Raw genomic sequence first — 21227 nt, forward strand, 5'->3', positions numbered from 1 at the left:
CGGCGTCGCTCCCTTCGATGCTGGATCAGCTCGTCGGCTGGTAGAACGGGTAGAGGTTCTCCACCGAGACGAAGCCCGTCCCGGCGAGGTCCTTCTCCGCCTGGGCCTGCGCGGCCTTGAGCGCGTCGGCCGGGGCGACGTTGTTGTAGAGCACGTCCTCCCACATGGCCTTCCAGCTCGTCTCGATCGCGGCGGGCATCGGGCCGGGCCAGATGTAGCGCTCGACGTCGCCGAACGCGGCGAGCGCCGGGTTCTCCCCGAAGGCCGGGTCGTCGGCGATGACCTTGTAGGCCGGGTAGACGCCGAAGTCCAGGCACATCTGCGTCAGGAACTCGCTGTTGGTGAGGAAGAACCGCAGGAAGTCCTGCGCGGCGGCCTTCTGCGCGTCCGACGCCTTCGCGTTGATGCCGAACGTCGCCTCGCCGTTGTAGCGGTCGATCGCGTACGGCGTCTCGCCCGCCTCGGGGGCCGGGAGCTGGAACGTCGCGTAGTTGATGTCCGGGTAGTTCGTGGCGAGGTTGCCGACGAAGTGGCCCCAGTCGTACGTCATGGCGGTGAGGCCCTGGCCGAACGCCTCGCCCGAGTTCGTGCCGAAGTTCGGGTCGCCCGAGCCGTCGGCGTAGATGTCGAGGAAGCGCTCGATGACGGTGAGGTTGGCGTCGTTGTCGATCGTCGGCGTCGTGCCGTCCTGCGCGAACAGGTTCTGGCCGAGCTGGTAGGCGAGGCCGCCCTGGAACGCCGCGCCCGAGCTGTTGAAGTTGAAGCCGGACTGCGTGAGCGTGTCGCCGTCGCGGACGGTCAGCTTCTTGGCGACCTCGCGGAACTCGTCCCACGTCGTCGGGACGTCGGCGTCGGTGAGGCCGGCGGCCGCCCACATGTCGGTGTTGTAGTAGATCGCGCCGCTCATGAGGCCGAAGTCGATGTAGTACACCTTGCCGTCCACCACGTGCGAGGCAGCGCCCGTGAAGTCGGCGCTCAGCTCGTCGACGGGGATGTCGTACGGCTCGGCATACGGGAGGATGTTCGCCTCCTGGCTGTTGTGGATGTTGAAGATCGCGGGGCCCTTGTCACCCTGGAGCTCCAGCGGGAGCTTGGTCCAGTAGTCGTCCCACGGCTGGTTGACGACGTTGATCGTGACGTTCGGGTGGATCTCCTGGTAGTCGGCGGCGATCTTCTTGAAGCCCTCGTCGTAGAACCAGACCCACCAGTCGAGCGTGACGGGCTTGCCCTCGTTCACGAGGGTGTTCGGGTCGTACGTGAGGGTCTCCCCGACGACGTCGAGACCCTTGTCCGGGTTGTCGTCGACCTTGCCGCCACCGCCGCCACCCCCGGAGGAGCAGGCAGTCAGCACCAGGCCGGCCGCTGCCAGGGCAGCGACCGTCGCCAGGGTTCCTCGTCGCATCGATGCGTGTCGCACGGGACCTCCTCGTCCATGCATGAGACCGGCCCTTTACCGGTATACCTCCCGCAGGTTACGCCCGCGCCCCCGGTGCGTCAACCGTCGTGTCCAAACCGTTACCTTGGGACATCCTTGCAGGTCAGGGCGTCCTCCTCGCGCGCGAGCGCGCCTGCGCCGGTCCACGGGAGGTCGAATGTTGACCGGTAAACCTTGGTGGCCGGAATGGCTTGACAGAAGGGCCGAGTCAGAAAGTACGCTGGCGGGGCTGTGCCTCGGTCGCGGGGCACCCGCGGGTCGGGCATCGTCGCCGTCCGCGGCCACCGGACCGGCCCCCAGCCCGTCCGTCAGTCGTTCGCCCGTCCGCCGTTCGCCAGCAGCCCACGTCGTCCCGAAGGAGTGCCCGTGGCCCTCGATACCGACATCTCCCTGCGCGGGAAGCTCCTCTACAGCGTCTACGTGCGCAGCCACTCGCCGTCGGGCGACTTCGCCGGCGTGCTGGCCGACCTCGACCGCATCCGCGACCTCGGCGTCGACATCGTCTGGTTCCTGCCGATCCACCCGAGCGGCGTCGCGGGGCGCAAGGGCGAGGCCGGCTCGCCCTACGCGATCCGCGACTACCGTGCCGTCGACCCCGCGTACGGGACCCGCGAGGAGTTCGAGCGCCTCGTCGACGCGATCCACGACCGCGGCATGCTCGCGATGATGGACGTCGTCTTCAACCACACCTCGCCGGACTCGGTGCTGTGGGAGACCCACCCGGAGTGGTTCTACCGCGACGCCGACGGCAACCCCGCCAACCGCAACCCCGACTGGGCCGACATCATCGACCTCGACCTCGACGTCCGCGACGGGTTGTGGGACTACCACGTCGAGACGCTGCGGGGCTGGGCGCGGATCGTCGACGGGTTCCGCTGCGACGTCGCCCCGCTCCTGCCGATGGAGTTCTGGAGCCGGGCGCGCCGCGAGGTGGCCGAGGTCAAGGAGGGCGTCGTGTGGCTCGCCGAGACGGTCGAGCCCGAGTTCGTCCGGCTGCTGCGCTCCCGCGGTCTGCTGTGCCACTCCGACGGCGAGACCTACCAGGCGTTCGACCTCACCTACGACTACGACGTCATCAACGGGCTGCGGGACTACGCCCTCGGCACGGGGACGCTCGCCGACTACGTCCGGCTGCTCGAGCTCCAGGACTCCTGGTACCCCGACAACTACGTCAAGCTGCGCTTCCTGGAGAACCACGACCGGGACCGCGTCGCGTCGTTCGCGACGTCTCCCGAGGACCTGCTCGTGTGGACCGCGTTCCTGTACTTCCAGAAGGGCGCGACGCTGCTCTACGCCGGTCAGGAGCACCAGGACCCCAACCGGCCGAGCCTGTTCGACGTCGACCCCGTCGCCTGGGACCCGGGCAAGGACCTCTCCGACCACCTGCGACGCCTGCGGGAGGTCACGCGCGACCCCATCGTCGTCGACGGCGCGTATCGCCTGCGCGTGGCGCCGGGCGTCGACACCGTGGTCGGGTCGTACACGCGGGAGGCGGGGGCCGGGTCGGTCTCCGGCACGCGGTCCCTCGTCGGGATCTTCCCGTTCCGCAGCGAGGAGGCGGACGTCGCGGTGCCCGAGCTGCCCGACGGGGAGCACGTCGACCTCGTCTCGGGTGGCGTCCTGACGGTGCGGGACGGCATCGTGCACTCCACGGGCCGCGCGGCGATCGTCTCAGTGGCACAGTGACCGGATGAGAGGGGCGGAGCCATGGTGAGCCTCATGGACGTCGCGAAGGCGGCCGGCGTCACGAAGATGACGGTCTCGAACGTCATCAACGGCAAGGCCGGACGGGTCTCGGCCGCGACGCAGGCGCGCGTGCTCGCCGTCGTCGCGGAGCTCGGGTACGAGCCGAACGCCAATGCACGCGCGCTGTCGACGGCGCGCTCCGAGATCATCGCGCTGGTCTTCCTCGGCGATCGCGACGAGGGCCAGTCGCCGCTGACGAACCCGCACTACGCCGACCTGCTCGACGAGATCGAGCGCGGCGTGGCGGCCCGCGGCAAGCAGCTCATGGTGCACTTCTCCAACGACGTCACCACGACGGTCGCCGCGATGCGCTCGTGGAACGTCGACGGGGCGATCCTGTTCGGGGTCAACGCGACCCAGGTGCTCCAGCTCCGCACGGCGCACCGCGCGCCCATGGTGTTCATCGACGCCTACGGCGAGGGGCTCGTGGTGAGCCGCCTCAACGACGAGCTCGGCGGACGGCTCGCGGCGGAGCGGCTCATCGCGGCCGGGCACCGGCGGATCGGGTTCCTCGGTCCGGAGACGTCGGACGAGCCGAGCGTCGTGTCGCTGCGGCACGCCGGGTACCTCGCGGCGCTGGCCGAGCACGGGGTCGACGACTACGACGCGTCCCGGCTCCTGTGCGAGGTCAACTTCGGCGAGGCGCGGGCCCTGGCGGCCGACCTCCTGGCCGACGCGCGCGGGTTCACGGCGTTCGTCACGACCGCCGACGTCATCGCGGCCGGCCTCATCAAGGGGTTCGCCGACGTCGGGCTCCGCGTCCCCGACGACATCTCGCTCACCGGCTTCGACGACACCGCGCTCGCCGAGATGGTGACGCCGGCCATCACGACGGTGCACCAGGACACGGCGGCGAAGGCCGGCGGTGCCGTCGACCTGCTGTTCGACCGGATGGGCGGCGGCGAGTCGACGCTCCGGGTGGTCGATCCCTGGATCGTCGACCGCGAGTCGGTCGCACCGCCGCGCGTGCGCGTGGTCCGCGCGGACTGAGCGAGTCCCGCGCCGTCGTCCTGCTTCTCCCGCCTGCCCGTCGACGCCCCGGTCGTCGACGTCCCGTCACCGCGGCTCGCCGTCGAGCCGTCCGCGCCCGAAGGAGTCCCCATGCCTCAGCCCCAGCTCGTCCATCGTCCGGCCGGCGACGGTCACCCCTACGCCGCCTCGCCCGACCAGCGCGTGCCGTACCGCCCGGCCGTCGGCGACGGGATCGTCCTCGGCGTGCGGGCGCCGGGGGCCGACGTCGTCACGGGTGCGCTCGTCTCGCCGTCCGGCCGGGAGACGCCCCTGGCGCTCACCCGCGGGCCGGCGGACGCGACCGACGCCGCGGCGCTCGCGGGCGGGGACGGACACCTCGCGGCCGCCCAGGCCGCGACCGCCTCGACCGGGGACGTGTGGCACGTCCGGCTGGCCGCGCTCGGCGAGCCCGGTACCTGGCGCTACCGGTTCGAGGCGGCGTCGGGTGGGGAGGGTCACGCGGGGGCGGACGTGGCCGGCGAGGTGGGCGCGGTGGCCGGTGCGGCCGGCGATGCGGCGGCTGAGGCGTCGGCGGTTGGCACCCCGTGGTTCGACCTGCCGGTCGGTGCGTGGGGCGATGCGGCGGGCGGGACGCTGCGGGTCAACGGCTCCGCGACGCACCCGCGTCTCGTCCCCGACTCCGTCGCGTGGTTCACCGACGACGAGGGGACATGGCGCGTGCGCCTGGCGCTGCGGCTGGAGCCCGAGGAGCACGTCGTCGGGTTCGGCGAGCGGTTCGAGGCCGTCGACCTGCGCGGGCGCGAGCTGGACGCGGTCGTGTTCGAGCAGTACAAGTCGCAGGGCGTCCACGCCCGCACCTACCTGCCGATGCCGTTCGCGCACGTCATCGGCGGCGACGGCTGGGGCTTCCACGTCCGGACCTCGCGCCGGACGTGGTTCGACGTCGGCGCCTCCGACCCCGGGCTGCTGTGGATCGAGGCCGCGCTCGGCGGCGCGCCGGAGCTGGACCTCGACGTGTGGGACGGGTCCGTCGGCGACGTGCTGCGCGGCTTCCTCGACGTCGCTGGGCACCCGGAGGAGCTGCCCGACTGGGTGCTCGGGCTCTGGGCATCGGGCAACGAGTGGAACACGGCCGCGCTCGTCACCGAGCAGATGGACCGGCACCGCGACCTGGACGTGCCGGTGGACGTCGTCGTCGTCGAGGCGTGGAGCGACGAGCTCGGCATCACCGAGCTGCGCGACAGCCGGCACGAGCTGCACGCGGACGGCTCGCCGCGCTCGCTGGCCGACGTCACCTTCGACGCGGACGGGGCGTGGCCCGATCCCCGCGCCTGGATCGATGACCTGCACGCGCGGGGGGTCCGGGTGCTCCTGTGGCAGATCCCGCTGCTCAAGACGGACGGGACGATCGCGCTCGACGAGACGCCGTGGACCGACGAGCAGACCCGGCAGGTGCTCGCCGACGGTGCGGCACTCGAGCGGTCGGGGCACGTGGTGCGCGAGGCCGACGGGTCCGCGTACCGCAACCGCGGCTGGTGGTTCCCGCGCGCGCTGCTGCCCGACCTGTCGACGCCGGAGGGGCGCGCGCACTGGACCGAGTACCGGCGCTACCTCGTCGAGGAGCTCGACATCGACGGGTTCAAGACCGACGGCGGCGAGCACGCCTGGGGTGACGAGCTCGTGTACGGCGACGGTCGACGCGGCGACGAGGGCAACAACCTCGTGCCGGTGAACTACGCGCGGGCGTTCGGCGACCTGCTGCGCTCGGCCGGCAAGGCGCCGGTGACGTTCTCCCGGTCGGGCTTCACCGGCTCGCAGGCGCACGGCGTCTTCTGGGCGGGGGACGAGAACTCGACCTGGGAGGCCATGCGTCACTCGCTCAACGCGGGGCTGACGGCGAGCGTCTGCGGGATCGTCTACTGGGGCTGGGACCTGGCCGGGTTCTCGGGGCCGGTGCCCGACGCCGAGCTGTACCTGCGGGCCGTCGCGATGAGTGCGTTCCTTCCCGTGATGCAGTACCACTCGGAGTTCAACCACCACGAGCTGCCCCTGCGGGACCGGACGCCGTGGAACGTGGCCGAGCTGTCCGGGGTGCCGGAGGTTGTCGACGTCTTCCGCGACTACGCGCACCTGCGCCGGCGGCTGCGGCCCTACCTCGCGCGGTCGGCGCGGGAGGCGATCGAGACCTCGGTGCCGTTCCTGCGCGGGCTGTGGGTCGACTTCGGCGGGGAGGCCGAGGTCTGGCGGAGGCCGGCGCAGTTCCTCATCGGCCCGGACGTGCTGGTCTCACCCGTGACCGAGCCGGGGGCGACGCGGTGGGAGACGTACCTGCCGGGTGGTGCCGGTGTGCGGTGGCGCGACGCGTGGACGGGGGAGTCCTACACCGGTGGGAGCGTGGTCGAGCGCGAGGTGCCGCTGGCGGTCGTTCCGGTGTACGTGCGCGAGGAGTCGTGGGCGGAGCTGGCGGCCGTGTTCCACCCGTGAGGCGGGCGCGCTCCGGCCCCGGGTGGGAGCCCGCTCCGGGCGGAGCGGGGTGCGGGAGTCGCTGGGTGGTGTGACGGCGACGTGGGCTGGGGGCGGCGCGAGCGGTCAGCCCCGCGGGGTGCCGCCGGCGTCCGTCGGCCAGGCGTCGCCGGCGGCCGCGCCACGGCGTGCGCGCAGCCACCAGAGGGAGGCCAGCACGGCGACGACCGCGACGAGGATGACGATGAGCGCGACGGGGGCCCCGGAACCGGAGTCCGACGGCGACGACTCCGACGGCGAGGGAGCCGCGCTCGCCTCCGTCGCGGTCGTCGACGCCTCGGCGGTGGACGGGGCTGCGGTCGACGGGGCGGCGCTCGCGGTCTCGCTGGGGGTGGCGCTCTCCTGAGCGCTGGGCGTCTCGCTCGGGGTCGGGGTCGGCTCGACGGGGATCACCGACTCGGGGACCGTGAAGGAGAAGGTCCCCTCGATCGGGTGGCCGTCGCTCGACGTGACGTGCCACACCACCGAGTAGTCCCCGGCCGAGGCGATCGCCACCGGCGTGCTGACGAAGCGGTCGTCGATGATGGGGTCGCCCGTGACGACGTTGGTGCCGGCGGGGTCGAGCACCTGGACCTCGGTCCCGAGCTCCATCGCCGTGGCCGACATCTCGAGGACGACCTCGGTCGGGATCCGGTCGACGACGCCGCCGTCGACCGGGGTCGAGGCGAGGAGCGTGTCGTGGGCCGAGGCGGGGGCGGCCACCCAGCCGAGCAGGAGCAGGAGCGGCGCCAGCGCGCCGACGAGACGAGCACGAGGGGACATGGCCCCAGTCTCCCACCCGGTCCGTCCGACGGCATCGTGGCCGGCGCCGTCCGGCCGCGTCCGGGTCGGGCGTTCGGGTCAGGGGTCGGGGCGGAGGGTGACGGGACGCTCGCGGACGGCGACGTCGTAGGTAGCGGTCGTCGTCGTGGTGAGCGTTCCGGTCCGTCCGCCGCCGGTCCAGGTGATGCCCCAGTGATAGGTCACCGTGAGGTGGAACGCCCCGCCGGGTCGGTCGGCCGAGGTCGTGCGCCAGACGTGTCCGCAGGCGGGCGGGTCGAACGGACTGGCGGGCGGACCGGTGACGAGGTCGGCCGGGGTGCAGTCCGTCGACGCGGTGGGCACATCGTCGGTGGTCAGGGTGACGTGGTCCAGCCGTGCCTCGACCGCGACCGTGAGTCCCCGGTCGGTGGCACTGCTGGTCTGCGGGGCGAGTGTCGTGCCGACCGGGAGCCAGAGGTGCGTCGGGGTGTTGACGAGCGTGTTCGGGTCGCCCGGGTCCGGTGGGGGCGTGAGGCGAAGGTCGGGCGGCGCGAGCCGCAGGACGGCGAGGGCGTGGCGGGCGAGCGCGGCGGGGTCGGTCGGTGCCACGGGATCGGCCGTGTCAGGCGGGTGGTAGAGGAGGGTGGCGCAGGCGGCGTCGGTGTACTCGACGCAGGTCGTCTCCGTCATCTCCAGCGGCGTCCGAACCCGCTGGTCCTCCTCGGTCTCGACTGGTGGCGCTGAGTGCTTCGGCGTTTCGTTGGACGAGAAGCAGCCGACGGCATATGCAATTCCGCCCGCTCCACCTTCGATTTGCCCTGCGCTGCAGTCCGCGTCGGCGCGCGCAGCAGGAGCGGGGAGAACGAGCCAGATGATAACGAGCGTCATAGACGTAACCGCGCTGCGAACCCTGCGAGAAGTCAGCACTCAGCGCTCCGATCGACTTGCACGGACATCACTAGCCATCGTTCCTCGGCATGACGGAGTTCCGCCTCGCCCGGGAATGGATGATCAACGCCATGTGCCACTTCGCTGCCCTCAGAGTCGACTGCTCGGACTCCGCGCGCATCGAGGCAATAGCTGATCTTGATCGTCTGATCTGGCAGGCTGACAGCGTGGCCTACCAGATTGGTCGCGACTGAAGCGCCTTCGTGATGCCATCCGTTATCCAGCATGGTTGTGAACTGTAAAGTCCCGGCATCGATCATCTCCTGGCTGCCCCACCAGGGCTTGAGCTTCTCCTCCCAGCCCTCGCCACCGGCGTTCTCGATCTCGTTGGCCAGCGCCAGGTACTCGGTCAGCGCGGCGATCGCCTCGTCGATGAGCTCCTGCTCGTCCACCGTCGCATCGAGGCTCGGACTGGCCTCCACCGTGGGGGAGGCACCAGAGCCGGACGGCGCTGGCGTCGGCTCCTCACCTCCGCGGCAGGCGACGAGCCCGACCGCGAGCACCACGACGAGACCACACCCCACACCGCGCGACCACCACATGTCGCTCATCAACCGCTCCAGACCGCCCCTGTCGACCACCCTAGAACAGCATCGAACCGACCGATACCACCGCCCTCGAACCTGTGGACGACGGTCCGGGACGGGCTACAGCGCGTGATGCTCGCCCGGCGCCAGGAGAACGCCGGAGGTGCCCGGCGCGATGGCGTCGAGCGCGCGCAGGAAGTCGGGTCCGCCCCGGTCCATCCAGCCGCGCGGCACGTGACGGCCGAGCGGAGCGTGGAAGGTGCCCCAGTGGATCGGGACGGCCGTCCGCGCCCCGACGATCGCCGCCGCCTCGGCGGCGCGGCTCGGGTCGAGGTGGCCACCCGAGAGTCGCGGCCCCCAGCCGCCGACGGGCACGAGCGCCACGTCGATGGGGCCGCCCGCCAGGTCGGGCAGGTCGGCGAGGCCGGGGAACAGCTCCGTGTCGCCAGCGAACCAGAGCCGCCGGACGGCGCCGCCTCCGGCAGCACCACCGCCCCCGTCGCCCCCGGCAGCACCGCGGCCCCCGCCCGCCCCGTCGCGGTCGCCGCTCGCACCCCCGTCGGCCCAGCGCACGACGAACCCGACCGCATCGTTCGGTCGGTGCGGCATCGGCCGGTCGCCGTGCACGGCAGGGACGGTCCGCACGGCCACCTCGGCGCTGAGCTGGAACCACTCGTCGCCGAGCCCGCGGGCGCGCAGCCGCTGCCGCTCGGCCCACCGCGCGGTCGAGGCCGGCCCGAGGACCAGCCCGCCGGTGGCGCGGAGCGAGGGCAGGTGGGCGTGGTCGTGGTGCAGGTGGGAGAGCAGGACCGCGTCCGCGTCGACCCACTCGGCGTGCTCCGGCACCCGCCCGCGCCGGATGAGCACGCCGGCCCGCGCGCCGAGCAGCGGGTCGGTGACGAGACGTGTTCCGTCGGGAAGGTCGAGGACGCAGGTCGCGTGGCCCAGCCAGGTGACCCTCATCGCAGCCCGAGCTCCCGCTGCCACGCCACGAGCTGGTGGTACACGGCGTCGGCGCCGACCAGCTCGTCGGACACCGTGAGCGCGGCGGGGTGCAGCAGCAGCGCCTCGTTCTGCTGACCGCCCAGCCCGCCGTGCGAGCCGACCTGGTGCTCGAAGGCGTGGACGTGACCGTCGGGGCCGACGCTCGAGACGACCAGCAGGTCGCCCGTGCTCGGGAGGCGCCCGGCGCGCCGCAGGTCGCGGGCGGCCGCGTCGACGTCGGCGAAGATCGCCAGCGGGTCCTCTCCCTCGACCTCCGGGTCGTCGGGCGCGACCTCCGGCTCGAGCGCGCGCACGCCGCGCGGACCGATGACGAGCAGGCCGCGCCAGGAGTCGACCACGACGACGCCGACACCCACGTGATCGGCCAGCCCGGCGACCAGACCGGGCCAGCGACGCTGGACCTCGTCGAGCTGCAGTCGTCCGGGGACCCCGGTGAACCAGACGAGGCCGAGGTTGCCCGACGCGATCACGGTGACCGCGTCGGGGTCGAGGGCGTCGGCCAGCCGCTCCTGGTCGATCCGCGCCGGTTCGGTCGGCCGGCCCGCCGCCCTCCTGCCCGGCCCCGACGCGACGGTCCGCCCGCGCACCGGCGCGACGATCTCGTTGAGCAGCGCGTTGAGCGGGCCCCAGTCCTCGTCGCCCGGCCGCTCGTGACCGGCCTCCTCGGGCCGCTCCGAGCGCGGCCGGCCCATGAGCGCGGTGACGACCTCGGTGAGCGACCGGCCCGCGACCTGCTCGAACGTGGCGCCGAGCGACTGGCCGTGGTCGGAGACGACGACGATCCGGTAGTCCCGCAGCGCGACCTCGTTGACCGTGGCGAGCGCGCGCAGCACGCCGTCCAGCCCCTCCAGCGACCGCATCGACTCGGGGCGGAGCGGGCCGGCGTGGTGCGCCACCTCGTCGTAGTCGACGAAGTCGACGGCGATCGTCGGCGTCCCGCGCTCCATGTGGCCCGCGACGATGGTCGTCCCGAGCGCGCGCAGCCACACGTTCGTGACGCCGCGCAGGACCACGTACCAGCCGCCCCGGCCGATCCTCGGCTCGACGCCGCGCACCCGCGCCTGCCGGGCCTGCCACAGCTCCTTGACCATCTCGCCGACCGTGAGGCTGAGCGTCCGGAAGAAGACGAACGGGTTGGCCAGGAAGCGGATGTAGACGCTGCCGACGCGGCGTCCCTTGACCCGGTGCCCGTAGGTGCGGGACATGACGAGCTGCGTCGTGGCGGCGTCGCCGGAGAAGGCGGTCGCGACCGCCGCGCCGCCGTGCGCGAGCAGTCCCTCGCCGTCGGTGAAGGACGCCTCGATCGCCGCCGCGTCCCACGGGTGGTTCGCGACGACCAGCCGGCCGAGCGAGGCGTCCCACCAGCGGAACGCCGGGATGTGGTCGGCCTTGCCGTGCAGGATGCCGGCGGTCGACGCCGGCGTGGTCGCCGGGACCTGCGTCCACCACCCGTCGAGCCGGTAGCGGCCGCTCGCCAGCCACCGCGCCATCGTCGGGGCGTGGCCCGCCTCGATGGCATAGCGCAGGACGGGCTCGGCCACGCCGTCGAGGATCACCAGCAGCAGGCCGGGCTCGCGCGCCGGGGCCGCGGGACCGGTGGCACCGTTCGCTGCCTGTCGGGCGCGACGACGATGGGCGCGCCGGCCGCGTCGTACGACGTCGCCGACGGCGTAGGCGGGGTCGCTCGCCGTCAGCCAGCCCAGGACCGCGACGACGACGGCCGCGACGAGCAGCACGAGCGCCGCGTCCCACCACGTGCGGACCACGAGACCGGGCAGGAGGCGCAGCGCGGCCCACATCGTCGCGATCTGGACGGCCAGCCCGAGCGCGAAGGCGAGCGCCGCCCCGACGCGATCGGCCAGCCAGCGCAGCGGGGCCTGGAGGAGCCACGTGATCGCGAAGACGACGAGCGCCGCGAGCGGGATCGCCCACAGGCTCGGCGCCGAGACCCCGTCGACGACCGCGATCCCCACGCCGAGCCCGACGACGGACCCGACGAACGACGTCAGGGCCTCGGCGAGGTCTGCGACGTCCGGGCGCACGCGGCGCGGCGGCTGCGGCGTCGAGGAGTGGTCCGGGTGGGCGGTGGGCACACGGCAAGCGTGCCACCGACGGCCGACACGCTGGCGAGCGCGGGGCGGGGCGAGCCCTAGGATCGTCGCTCGTGGCCAAGCTCTACTTCCGCTACGGCGCGATGAACTCCGGCAAGTCGACGGCGCTGCTGCAGGCCGCGTTCAACTACGAGGAGCGCGGCCAGCACGTGCTGCTCGCGAAGCCGGGGATCGACACCAAGGGCGACACCGCGATCCTGTCGCGCCTCGGGGTGTCCCGCGAGGTCGACTTCACGATCGCGCCGGACGTCTCGGTCCGGACGCTGTTCGCCGAGCACGTCGCGCGCGTGCGCGAGTCGGTCGGGGAGCCGGTCGCCTGCCTGCTGGTGGACGAGGCGCAGTTCCTCTCGGGCGAACAGGTCGACGACCTGCTCCGGATCGCGATCCTCGACGGGGTCCCGGTGCTGGCGTACGGGATCCGCACGGACTTCCGCACGGTCGCGTTCCCGGGCAGCGCCCGCCTGCTGGAGGTTGCGCACAGCCTCGAGGAGCTCAAGACGATCTGCCGCTGCGGTCGCAAGGCGCTGTTCAACGCGCGCCTCACCGGCGGGCGGTTCGTGTTCGACGGCGACCAGGTGGCGATCGACGCCGGCGACGTCACCTACGAGTCGATGTGCGGGGCGTGCTACCTGGAGCAGTCGGGCGGCCGGCTCGGCTGACCGGCCGGGACGGCGCGCCCCGGCTCCGGACGTCGGACGAGCGAGGCCCGACGTCGCGGCGCCCGGTGCCCGGCGCCCCGACGGGAACGGCCTCCGTCCGGTGACCGTGGTCGCCGGACGGAGGCCGTCCTGATCGAGGCGGGGTGGCGTCAGCCGACGACGCGGGCCTTGATCCGGTCGAACTCGGCCTGGGTGATCGTGCCGTCGTCGAGCAGCTTCTTGGCGTCGAGCAGCTCGCTCGCGGAGCCGGTGCCCGCCTGCTGGCGGATGTAGTCGTTGAACTGGCTCTGCGCCGCCTGGACCTGCGCCGCGCGCCGCTCGGCCATGCCGCCGCCGCGGGCGATGAGGTAGACGAGGCTGCCGAGGAACGGGAAGAAGATGACGAAGACGATCCACAGCGCCTTGGCCCAGCCGCTGACGGCCCGGTCGGAGAAGAGGTCGCTGATGATGATCCACAGGATGTAGAACCAGGCGAGCAGGAGGAAGAACTCGAAGATGAGCAGGATGAAGTGCCACAGCTCCACGGGGGGCTCCTTGAGGTCGTGACCGGGACGTTGGCCCGGATCCGTTGACGACTCTAGGGCTCGCGGGCCCGCTCCGCTCGGCGGGTGGTCGCGGGTGGGGCGTCGTGAGACGCCGGCCACCCGGGCGGGTGGCGTCGTCGCTCCCCGGCGATGCGCTAGGCGGGGTCCGCGTCGGGGGTGGTGAGCGTCGGGTCGACGGCGGCGTGCAGCTCCGCGAGCCAGGCGTCGGCGTTGCCGTCGGAGGGGGCGCGCCAGTCACCGCGGGGGGAGAGGGAGCCGCCGGGGCTGACCTTGGGGCCGTTGGGGATGGCGGAGCGCTTGAACTGCGCGAAGCCGAAGAACCGGCGCAGGAAGACCTCGAGCCAGCGGGTGACCTGGGCGAGGTCGTAGCTGGGGCGCTTGCCCTGGGGGAAGCCGGGGGGCCACTCGCCGGCGTCGGGGTCGCGCCACGCCTGCTCGGCGAGGTAGGCGATGGTCGATGGCGGTGTCCCGTAGCGCAGGGTGTGGAAGAGGGCGAAGTCGTGCAGCGCGTAGGGGCCGATGGTCGACTCGGTCGACTGGACCGCGCCGTCCTGGCCGGCGGGCACGAGCTCGGGGGAGATCTCCGTGTCGAGGACGGACTGCAGGACGGCGGCGGTGGCGTCGTCGAACTGATCAGTTGACGTCGTCCACCGGATGATGTGCTGGATGAGCGTCTTGGGGACGCCGGCGTTGACGCCGTAGTGCGACATCTGGTCGCCGACGCCGTAGGTGCACCAGCCGAGCGCGAGCTCCGAGAGGTCGCCGGTCCCCACGACGATGCCGCCGCGCTGGTTGGCCAGCCGGAACAGGTAGTCGGTCCGCAGGCCGGCCTGGACGTTCTCGAAGGTGACGTCGTACACCGGCTCGCCGTCCGCGAAGGGGTGGCCGATCCGGTGCAGCATCTCGCGCGCGGCCGGCTTGATGTCGAGCTCCTCGAACGTCACGCCGATGGCCTCGGACAGCGCGCGGGCGTTGTTCTTCGTGTGGTCGCTCGTGGCGAAGCCGGGCATCGTGAACGCGAGGATGTGCTCGCGGGGCAGGCCGAGCCGGTCGACGGCCTGAGCCGCGACGAGCAGCGCGTGGGTGGAGTCGAGGCCGCCCGAGACGCCGATGACGAGCTTGGGCAGGCCGATCTGCTTCATCCGCTGCTCGAGCGCGGAGACCTGGATGTTGAACGCCTCGTAGCAGTCCTGCGCGAGGCGGGCCGGGTCGTCGGGCACGAACGGGAAGCGGTCGAGCGCGCGACGCAGCCCGATGTCGTGCCGCGGGGGGTCCAGGACGAACGGGATCGTGCGGAACTGCGCGACCCGCTCGGCGTGCGTGCGGCGGTTGTCGTCGAACGAGCCCTGACGCAGCCGGTCGGCGACGAGCCGGGCGACGTGGACGTCGGCGACGCTCGCCTGGGCCGTCGCGGGGAACCGCTCGGTCTCGGCCAGGAGCGTCCCGGTCTCGTAGATCATCGTCTGCCCGTCCCAGGACAGGTCGTTGCTCGACTCGCCCGTGCCGGCGGCGGCGTAGGCGTAGGCGGCCAGGCAGCGCGCCGACTGCGCGCGGACGAGGAGGTGACGGTCCTCGGCGCGCGCGATCGTGATGGGGGAGCCGGACAGGTTGAGCAGGACGGTCGCGCCCGCGAGGGCCGCCTCGCTGCTCGGCGGGACCGGCACCCACATGTCCTCGCAGATCTCGACGTTGACCGTGAGGCCGGGCACGTCGACGGCGTCGAACAGGAGGTCGGGACCGAACGGGACCGGCGTGTGGGTGGCGTCGGCTCCCTCGCCGGTGACCAGCCAGATCGTGCCGCCGCGCTGGTCGTCGCCGGGTGCGTACCAGCGTCGCTCGTAGAACTCGCGGTAGGTCGGCAGGGCCGACTTCGGCACGACGCCGAGGACAGTGCCCCGGTGCAGCACGACGGCGCAGTTGTACAGGCGGGTGCCGTGGCGCAGGGGGGCGCCAACGACGACGAGGGCGCCGGTGTCGGCGGTCGCCGCGGCGAGCGTGGCGATGGCCGTGCGGGTGGCCGCCAGGACGGTGTCGGCCAGGACGAGGTCGTCGATCGCGTACCCGGTGAGGCACAGCTCCGGGAACAGGATCGCGGCGGCGCCCTCGGCCGGCGCGCCGGGCGCCGTGAGACGGGCGACCTCGGTGGCGATCGTTGCGGCGTTGGTCGCGGGGTCGGCGATCCGGACGGGGACGGTCGCCGCGACGACGCGCGCGAAGCCGTGCCGGTAGGCGTTGCGGAAGTCGCGGGGGTCCGTGGCGGGGGTGACGGCCTCGGGGCTGGGACTCATGGGACGAGTCTGCCGCACCGCGCGGTGCTCCCCCGAGCGGGCGTCGGCGACGACCTCGCCGACGCGACACACCTGCCGCGTCGCTCAACTGCCGATCGGCGTCACTCAGATCTGCGAGCGACACGCCCTGACTACCTCAACCGGCGTACTCAGTCGGGCTGGGCGCTGTCTCTAATGACTTCGTCGCGCGCTCCGTCCGGGGTGCGGCGCCCACGGGAAGGCGTCTTCGGAGGCCACCCGTCGCAGGCGAGACGGTGAATAGGAGTTCATGAGTGATGCTGAGAGAAGAAGTTCGGGCTGGGGCGGGTGCCTCGGTGCCGGTGACGGCGCGCCGCAGGAGTGCCAGGAGGCTCGCGGGGAGAGGATCGGCGGCCGCGTTCGTCGTCTTCCTCGCGTGCCAGGGGATGCCGGCCGCGGCGGCCCCGACCCTCGACTACGGCCCGAGCGGCACGGCGTCCATGACCGTCTCCGGTGCGGACGATCCCGGCGTCGCCACGGACTTCACCGTTCCGGGCGGCGTGTCCACGATCGGCTTCCACATCGACGGTGCCTCGGGCGGGGGCGCGGGCGGCAACTTCGGCGGCGTGGCGACGGCCCTCGCCGGGACCATCGACGTCGAGCCGGGCGACGTGCTCAGGCTCGTCCCGTCGGCGCCGGGCGCGAACGAGGCGGACGGAGGGACCGGCGGAGCGGGGTACTCCCCGGGCGGTACCGGCGGCTCGGCGAGCGGTTCCGCCGCCGGCGGAGGCGGGGGTGGTGGCTCGTCCGCGATCGCGATCGTTCACGGGGACACGGGCGTCGAGGAGATCCTCGTCGTCGCGGCGGGAGGCGGCGCCGCCGGAGGCTGCTCCTACGCCTGGTTCTGCAGCGGCAGCGCGGGTGGCATGGGCGACCGCGCCGGTGAGCACGGTGGTGGCGGAGCCTCGGACTGGGGTCGCGGTGGCGAGCCCGGCATCGGCGCCACGGGTGGCGCCGGCGGCCTCGGCGGTGCCTGGGGTGCGGAGGGGACGAACGGTCGCGACGCCGAGGACGGCGGCGCCGGCGGTGACGGTGGCGGCGGGTGGAGCTACGCGGGAGCCGGCGGTGGCGGCGGTGGCGGTTACGCGGGCGGTGGCGGTGGTGGCGGCGGCGAGTTCAGCACGAGCCACGGCGGCGGTGGCGCCGGCGGTTCGTCGTTCGTCAACGACGCGACGTCACGGACCGTCACGGCGGCCTACCGGTACGGCAACGCCAGCGAGGTGGATCCGGACATCGCCGCCGACCTGGTGACGCAGTTCGGGACCGCCGCCGACTGGACGAGCATCAACGGCTGGGCGACGGGCGACATCTCCCTGTTCTGGGACCCCTCGTACACGATCGACATCGCGACGGTCGTCAACGACGGCGTGACGCCGATCTGGGAGGGCAGCAACGTCTGCATCGACATGACCGCGACGAACGCCGACGACGCGACCAAGGACGTCCCCGGCAGCTCCTGGGCCATCTACAACGAGGCGGGGCGCCTGCTCAACGGGTTCAACGTGGCCCCGAGCGGTCACGGGATCGTCGGGACGTACTGCACCTCGACGCTGTCGGCCGGAACGTACGCGTTCCGGATCGAGTTCGTCTCGGGCGAGGAGAACTACAGCACGACCGAGACGTGGGTGAGCTTCGTCGTCCTCGATCCCGCGGCTGACGACGACGGCGACGGGCTGACCAACGCCGAGGAGGACGCTCTCGGGACCGACCCGCTCGACCCGGACACCGACGGTGACGGGATGGGTGACGGGTTCGAGGTCGACAACGGGTTCGACCCGCTCAACCCCGACGAGGATGGCAACGGCGTGCTGGATGGTGAGGACGACGCCGACGGCGATGGCCTGACCAACGGCGAGGAAGAGGACCACGGGACGGACCCGAACAACCCCGACACCGACGGTGACGGGATGGGTGACGGGTACGAGGTCGACAACGGGTTCGACCCGCTTGACCCCGATGAGGACGGCAACGGCGTGCTGGATGGTGACGACGACGCCGACGGCGACGGCCTGACCAACGGCGAGGAGGAAGAGCACGGCACCGACCCGCTCGATCCGGACACCGATGGTGACGGGATGGGTGACGGGTTCGAGATCGACAACGGGTTCGACCCGCTCAACCCGGACGAGGACGGCAACGGGGTCCCGGATGGTGACGACGACGCCGACGGCGACGGCCTCACCAACGGTGAGGAAGAGGACCACGGCACCGACCCGAACAACCCCGACACCGACGGCGACGGCCTCACCGACGGTGACGAGATCGACCACGGGACGGACCCGAACAACCCCGACACCGACGGCGACGGCCTCACCGACGGTGACGAGATCGACCACGGCACCGATCCGCTCGACCCGGACACCGACGGCGACGGGATGGGTGACGGGTTCGAGGTGGACAACGGGTTCGACCCGCTCAACCCGGACGAGGACGGCAACGGGGTCCCGGATGGTGAGGACGACGCCGACGGTGACGGCCTGACCAACGGCGAGGAAGAGGACCACGGGACGGACCCGAACAACCCGGACACCGACGGTGACGGGATGGGTGACGGGTTCGAGGTGGACAACGGGTTCGACCCGCTCAACCCGGATGAGGACGGCAACGGGGTCCTGGATGGTGACGACGACGCCGACGGCGACGGCCTCACCAATGGCGAGGAGGAGGACCACGGCACGGACCCGAACAACCCCGACACCGACGGTGACGGGATGGGTGACGGCTTCGAGGTGGACAACGGGTTCGACCCGCTCAACCCCGATGAGGACGGCAACGGCGTCCTGGACGGTGACGACGACGCCGACGGCGACGGCCTCACCAACGGCGAGGAAGAGGACCACGGCACCGACCCGAACAACCCCGACACCGACGGCGACGGCGTCTCCGACGGTGACGAGGTCAAGAACGGCTCTGATCCCCTGGACGCCGCGAGCCAGCCGGGCTCCTCGCTCGCTGGGCTCCTCGCCTCGACCGGTTCGGCGCTCGTCGCGGCCTCGGTGATCGCGGTGCTGTCGCTCGTGCTCGGCGGAGCGATCGTGCTGGTGCGTCGTAGCCGGAGGACGTTCGGACTCTGACCCCGGCTCTCCGTGCCGCAGGACCAGGGGTCCTGCGGCACGGGGGCGTCCGGACGGGGCGCCGGCCCGCCGTCGTGCCGCGGCGAGGTAGGCGACCATGTGCTGCGGCGGGTGGCGCGAGAGCCGACAGCGGCGACAGGGCCGACAGCGGCGATCGCGTGGGGGTGCGATCGCCGGCGCACGACCGTGCTCTGGCGGGTGGTGCAGGACATGGGGAGTTCCGATGGGGAGTGATCGGCGAGCCTGTGCCCGCCCGCGGGCGCGTGGGGCGCGCGAGTCGAGGCGGTGGGTGACGACGCGGCTGGGGTGCCGCCCGGGGGTCGTTCCACGGCTTCTCCTGCCGGGCGGCGCGGCCTCGTGATCCACGCCGACGAGACGTTGCGGACCGTCCGGCTTCTGTTGCGCGGGGTGTCGGTGCAGATCGCCAGGCCGTGGGGCTGCGGCGAGATCGTGGACGCCGTCATCGAGCTGCTGGAGCTGCGCGGCGTGAGCGTCATGACGTGGCGCGAGCTCGCCGCGGCGCCCGGAGAGCCCGGTGACCGGGCCAGGCGCAACGGCCTCGTGCGCCGAGCGGACCAGCTCGCCGCGGCGTGGCGGCGATCGGGTGCGTCGGTCCTCGTGGTCGAGGACGTCGAGGAGCTGGGCGCGGACGCCGTCGAGCTCGACGAGGTCACGCGCCGGGAGCACATCACGACGGTCATGACCGTGACGCTGGTCGACGGCGTCGCCCCCACCTCGCTGCCGGGTCGCGGCAGGGGCTACGTCCGCGTGCAGCTCGCGCGCCTCACCTACGCGGACACCCTCGAGCTCGTGAAGACGATGCTGCCCGGCCATCGTCGCGACGGGAGCCTGATCGAGGTCGCGTCGGAGGTCTTCCGCGCGACGGGCGGGGTCGTCGCGCTCGCCGAGGCGATGCTCCGCGGACTCCTGCTGGAGGAGTCGCTGACCACCGCCGGGGGCACGTGGCGGATCGGGGACGCGCGCTGGTGGTCGCACGTCGAGCCGGTCGCGGACGAGGCGCTGGTGTTCCTCCGCCGGGCCGGGCCGGCGAGTGCCTGCGACGCGTGCCCCGTCTCGTGGATGCGCGACGCCGGGCGGCCGAACGTCCGCAGTCAGGCGGGTCCCGCGGGCCTCGACGGCGGTCTCGCGACGTTCCCGGCGTGCGAGGGCTGTCTCGCCGACGAGTTCGTTCCCCCGATCCTGGTCGACCACCTCCGGTCCCGGTACCTGCGGCGGTTCCGCAGCGCGGCCGAGGGCTCCTCGTGGCGCGTCACGATGTCCGACCGGTCGGGCGGCAGGCGGGTCGGACGTGCTCTGCGCGACATCGACGTGGCGTGCGTCGACGCGCTCGACGAGGGGCTGCGCCCGACGTCGGCCGACCCTGGTGGCGGTGGCGGTGGCGGCGTGGGCGGAGGCCGGTCGGCGTGGGCGGGCGGCTTGCCGAGCCCGCCGGTTCGGGGCGATGCGATCTTCGGACCGGTGGGCGGCGGTGTCGCGTCACCCGCCACCGGGCTGTTCCGCCGCTACCTGGGGTGGGCCCGTCGCGAGGACGCGGCCGAGGTCGCGGGACTCGCCGAGGGAGTCCCGTCGGAGGAGTGGCAGATCCGTGACGGGCTGTGGGAAGGCCTGGGGCGGCTGGCGGGCGCAGACCCGGCAGCGAGTGCCGGGTCCGGGTGGGGTGCGTCGTCGGCCGAGTCGTCGCTGTCGTCCTCACCGGAGGCCGTCCGGCGTCTGGCGCGGCGCGACGGGGAGGGCGCGATCCGGGTCGGGCTGAGGGACGTCGCGGACGCCTTCAGGTCCCTGGACGGCTCCCGCGTGCTGGTCGACTGCTACGTGGCGGCGCTGGTGCTCTTCTGGGCCGGGGAGGGGCGCCTGCACATGGGGCTCGTGGAACGGGTCCTGCACGCCTACCCCGCCCTGGACCGGAGCAGTCCGTTCTGGTCCGGCTTCCTCAACCTGGCGACCTTCGTCGCGTTCGCCGAGGGCGAGTGGCCGTCGCTCGCCGCCGTCGCGGACGTCAGGGGTGGCTCCGGCGGCCCCGGCGATCCGAGGACGGGGGTGCCGTGGGCATCGGCGCTCGACACGGAGCTCGCGATCGCCCTGGCGGGGGACGACGTCGCAGGCGCGGCAGCGCTGCTCGCGCGCATGGCCGACGACGCTCGGAGCGCCGCGCCACGGCTCGCGGAGGTCGAGGACGAGGTGCGGCGGGTCGAGGAGGGGACCAGTCCGGCCGGGTTCCTGGCCCTCGTCCTCGAGGTGGTGCGGCGGCGCGCGTTCGAGCGACCGAGCCGAGACGAGCTCGACGCCGTCCTGGTCCTGCACCGCAGGTTCCGAGGCCGCTATCCGGACGCGCTGTGCTCGCGGGAGAAGCTGGGCGCGGGCCGGGTGGACGCCCTGACGCCGCGCGAGGTCGAGATCGGCCTGCTGAGCGAGTGCCGGTCGACCCGAGAGATCGCGTCGCTGCTCGGGCTGTCGATCCGGACCGTCGACAACCATCTCGCGGCCGCGTTCCGCAAGACGGGTCTCAGCTCCCGCGTGGAGCTCTCGACGGCCATCTCGTGGAGCCACCTGGCGGGTGTCCCGAGGTGCGACCGGACGGCAGGCCGCGAGCGCGAGCCGTAGGAGGCGCGGCGGC

Annotated in this window: 14 protein-coding genes; 6 read left to right on the forward strand and 8 right to left on the reverse strand. The window is 72.8% G+C overall.

The genetic code is table 11. The features are described 5' to 3' along the window. Positions 1–25: 25 nt before the first annotated feature. The gene (locus EDD28_RS07475; protein WP_245967958.1) at positions 26–1417 is read right to left on the reverse strand and encodes an extracellular solute-binding protein; all 1392 of its coding nucleotides are present in this window, start codon (positions 1415–1417) and stop codon (positions 26–28) included. Positions 1418–1801: 384 nt separating this feature from the next. Here EDD28_RS07475 and EDD28_RS07480 point away from each other — a divergent pair, with 384 nt between their 5' ends. The 3 genes from EDD28_RS07480 to EDD28_RS07490 all read left to right on the forward strand — a co-directional run bounded on the left by EDD28_RS07480 (position 1802) and on the right by EDD28_RS07490 (position 6637). Next, positions 1802–3121, forward strand: a complete 1320-nt coding sequence (locus tag EDD28_RS07480) for an alpha-amylase family glycosyl hydrolase (protein WP_123739032.1) — start codon at positions 1802–1804, stop codon at positions 3119–3121. A 21-nt stretch (positions 3122–3142) separates the two neighbouring features. Continuing rightward, positions 3143–4171, forward strand: coding sequence for a LacI family DNA-binding transcriptional regulator (locus tag EDD28_RS07485; protein ID WP_123739033.1), 1029 nt, complete (start codon positions 3143–3145; stop codon positions 4169–4171). Positions 4172–4282: 111 nt separating this feature from the next. Continuing rightward, positions 4283–6637: a glycoside hydrolase family 31 protein gene (locus EDD28_RS07490; protein WP_123739034.1), complete on the forward strand. Its 2355-nt coding sequence runs from the start codon at positions 4283–4285 to the stop codon at positions 6635–6637. Between the two features lie 105 nt (positions 6638–6742). Here the strand turns inward: EDD28_RS07490 and EDD28_RS07495 are convergent, their stop codons facing one another. From EDD28_RS07495 to EDD28_RS07515, 5 genes are all read right to left on the reverse strand, one after another. Continuing rightward, entirely contained in the window at positions 6743–7438 is a 696-nt protein-coding gene (locus EDD28_RS07495) for a copper resistance CopC family protein (protein WP_123739035.1), read from the reverse strand. A 78-nt stretch (positions 7439–7516) separates the two neighbouring features. Further along, positions 7517–8107, reverse strand: coding sequence for a hypothetical protein (locus EDD28_RS07500; RefSeq protein ID WP_123739036.1), 591 nt, complete (start codon positions 8105–8107; stop codon positions 7517–7519). A gap of 230 nt (positions 8108–8337) precedes the next feature. Next, positions 8338–8916 (reverse strand): hypothetical protein, encoded by a 579-nt coding sequence (locus EDD28_RS07505; RefSeq protein WP_148059567.1) that lies wholly within the window; start codon positions 8914–8916, stop codon positions 8338–8340. A 96-nt stretch (positions 8917–9012) separates the two neighbouring features. Continuing rightward, on the reverse strand, positions 9013–9855 hold the full coding sequence (locus EDD28_RS07510) for an MBL fold metallo-hydrolase (RefSeq protein WP_123739038.1): 843 nt from the start codon (positions 9853–9855) through the stop codon (positions 9013–9015). Next, positions 9852–11990 (reverse strand): alkaline phosphatase family protein, encoded by a 2139-nt coding sequence (locus EDD28_RS07515; protein WP_123739039.1) that lies wholly within the window; start codon positions 11988–11990, stop codon positions 9852–9854. The genes EDD28_RS07510 and EDD28_RS07515 overlap by 4 nt, the downstream gene beginning before the upstream one ends. 71 nt (positions 11991–12061) lie before the next feature. Here EDD28_RS07515 and EDD28_RS07520 point away from each other — a divergent pair, with 71 nt between their 5' ends. After that, a complete protein-coding gene (locus EDD28_RS07520) occupies positions 12062–12667 on the forward strand; it encodes a thymidine kinase (RefSeq protein WP_123739040.1) in 606 nt (201 codons plus the stop codon). 149 nt (positions 12668–12816) lie between these two features. On the opposite strand, the gene EDD28_RS07525 is transcribed toward EDD28_RS07520, so the two are convergent. Further along, positions 12817–13191, reverse strand: coding sequence for an SHOCT domain-containing protein (locus tag EDD28_RS07525; RefSeq protein ID WP_123739041.1), 375 nt, complete (start codon positions 13189–13191; stop codon positions 12817–12819). 155 nt (positions 13192–13346) lie between these two features. After that, on the reverse strand, positions 13347–15500 hold the full coding sequence (locus tag EDD28_RS07530; protein ID WP_123739997.1) for an NAD(+) synthase: 2154 nt from the start codon (positions 15498–15500) through the stop codon (positions 13347–13349). Positions 15501–15814: 314 nt separating this feature from the next. On the opposite strand from EDD28_RS07530, the gene EDD28_RS18075 reads away from it, so the two are divergent. Both EDD28_RS18075 and EDD28_RS07545 read left to right on the forward strand, forming a co-directional pair. Then, entirely contained in the window at positions 15815–18592 is a 2778-nt protein-coding gene (locus EDD28_RS18075; protein WP_170169386.1) for a thrombospondin type 3 repeat-containing protein, read from the forward strand. A gap of 408 nt (positions 18593–19000) precedes the next feature. Further along, positions 19001–21214: a helix-turn-helix transcriptional regulator gene (locus tag EDD28_RS07545; RefSeq protein WP_123739043.1), complete on the forward strand. Its 2214-nt coding sequence runs from the start codon at positions 19001–19003 to the stop codon at positions 21212–21214. The last annotated feature ends 13 nt before the right edge of the window (positions 21215–21227 follow it).

This window comes from Salana multivorans, assembly GCF_003751805.1.
In the GTDB taxonomy this organism is placed as follows: domain Bacteria; phylum Actinomycetota; class Actinomycetes; order Actinomycetales; family Beutenbergiaceae; genus Salana; species Salana multivorans.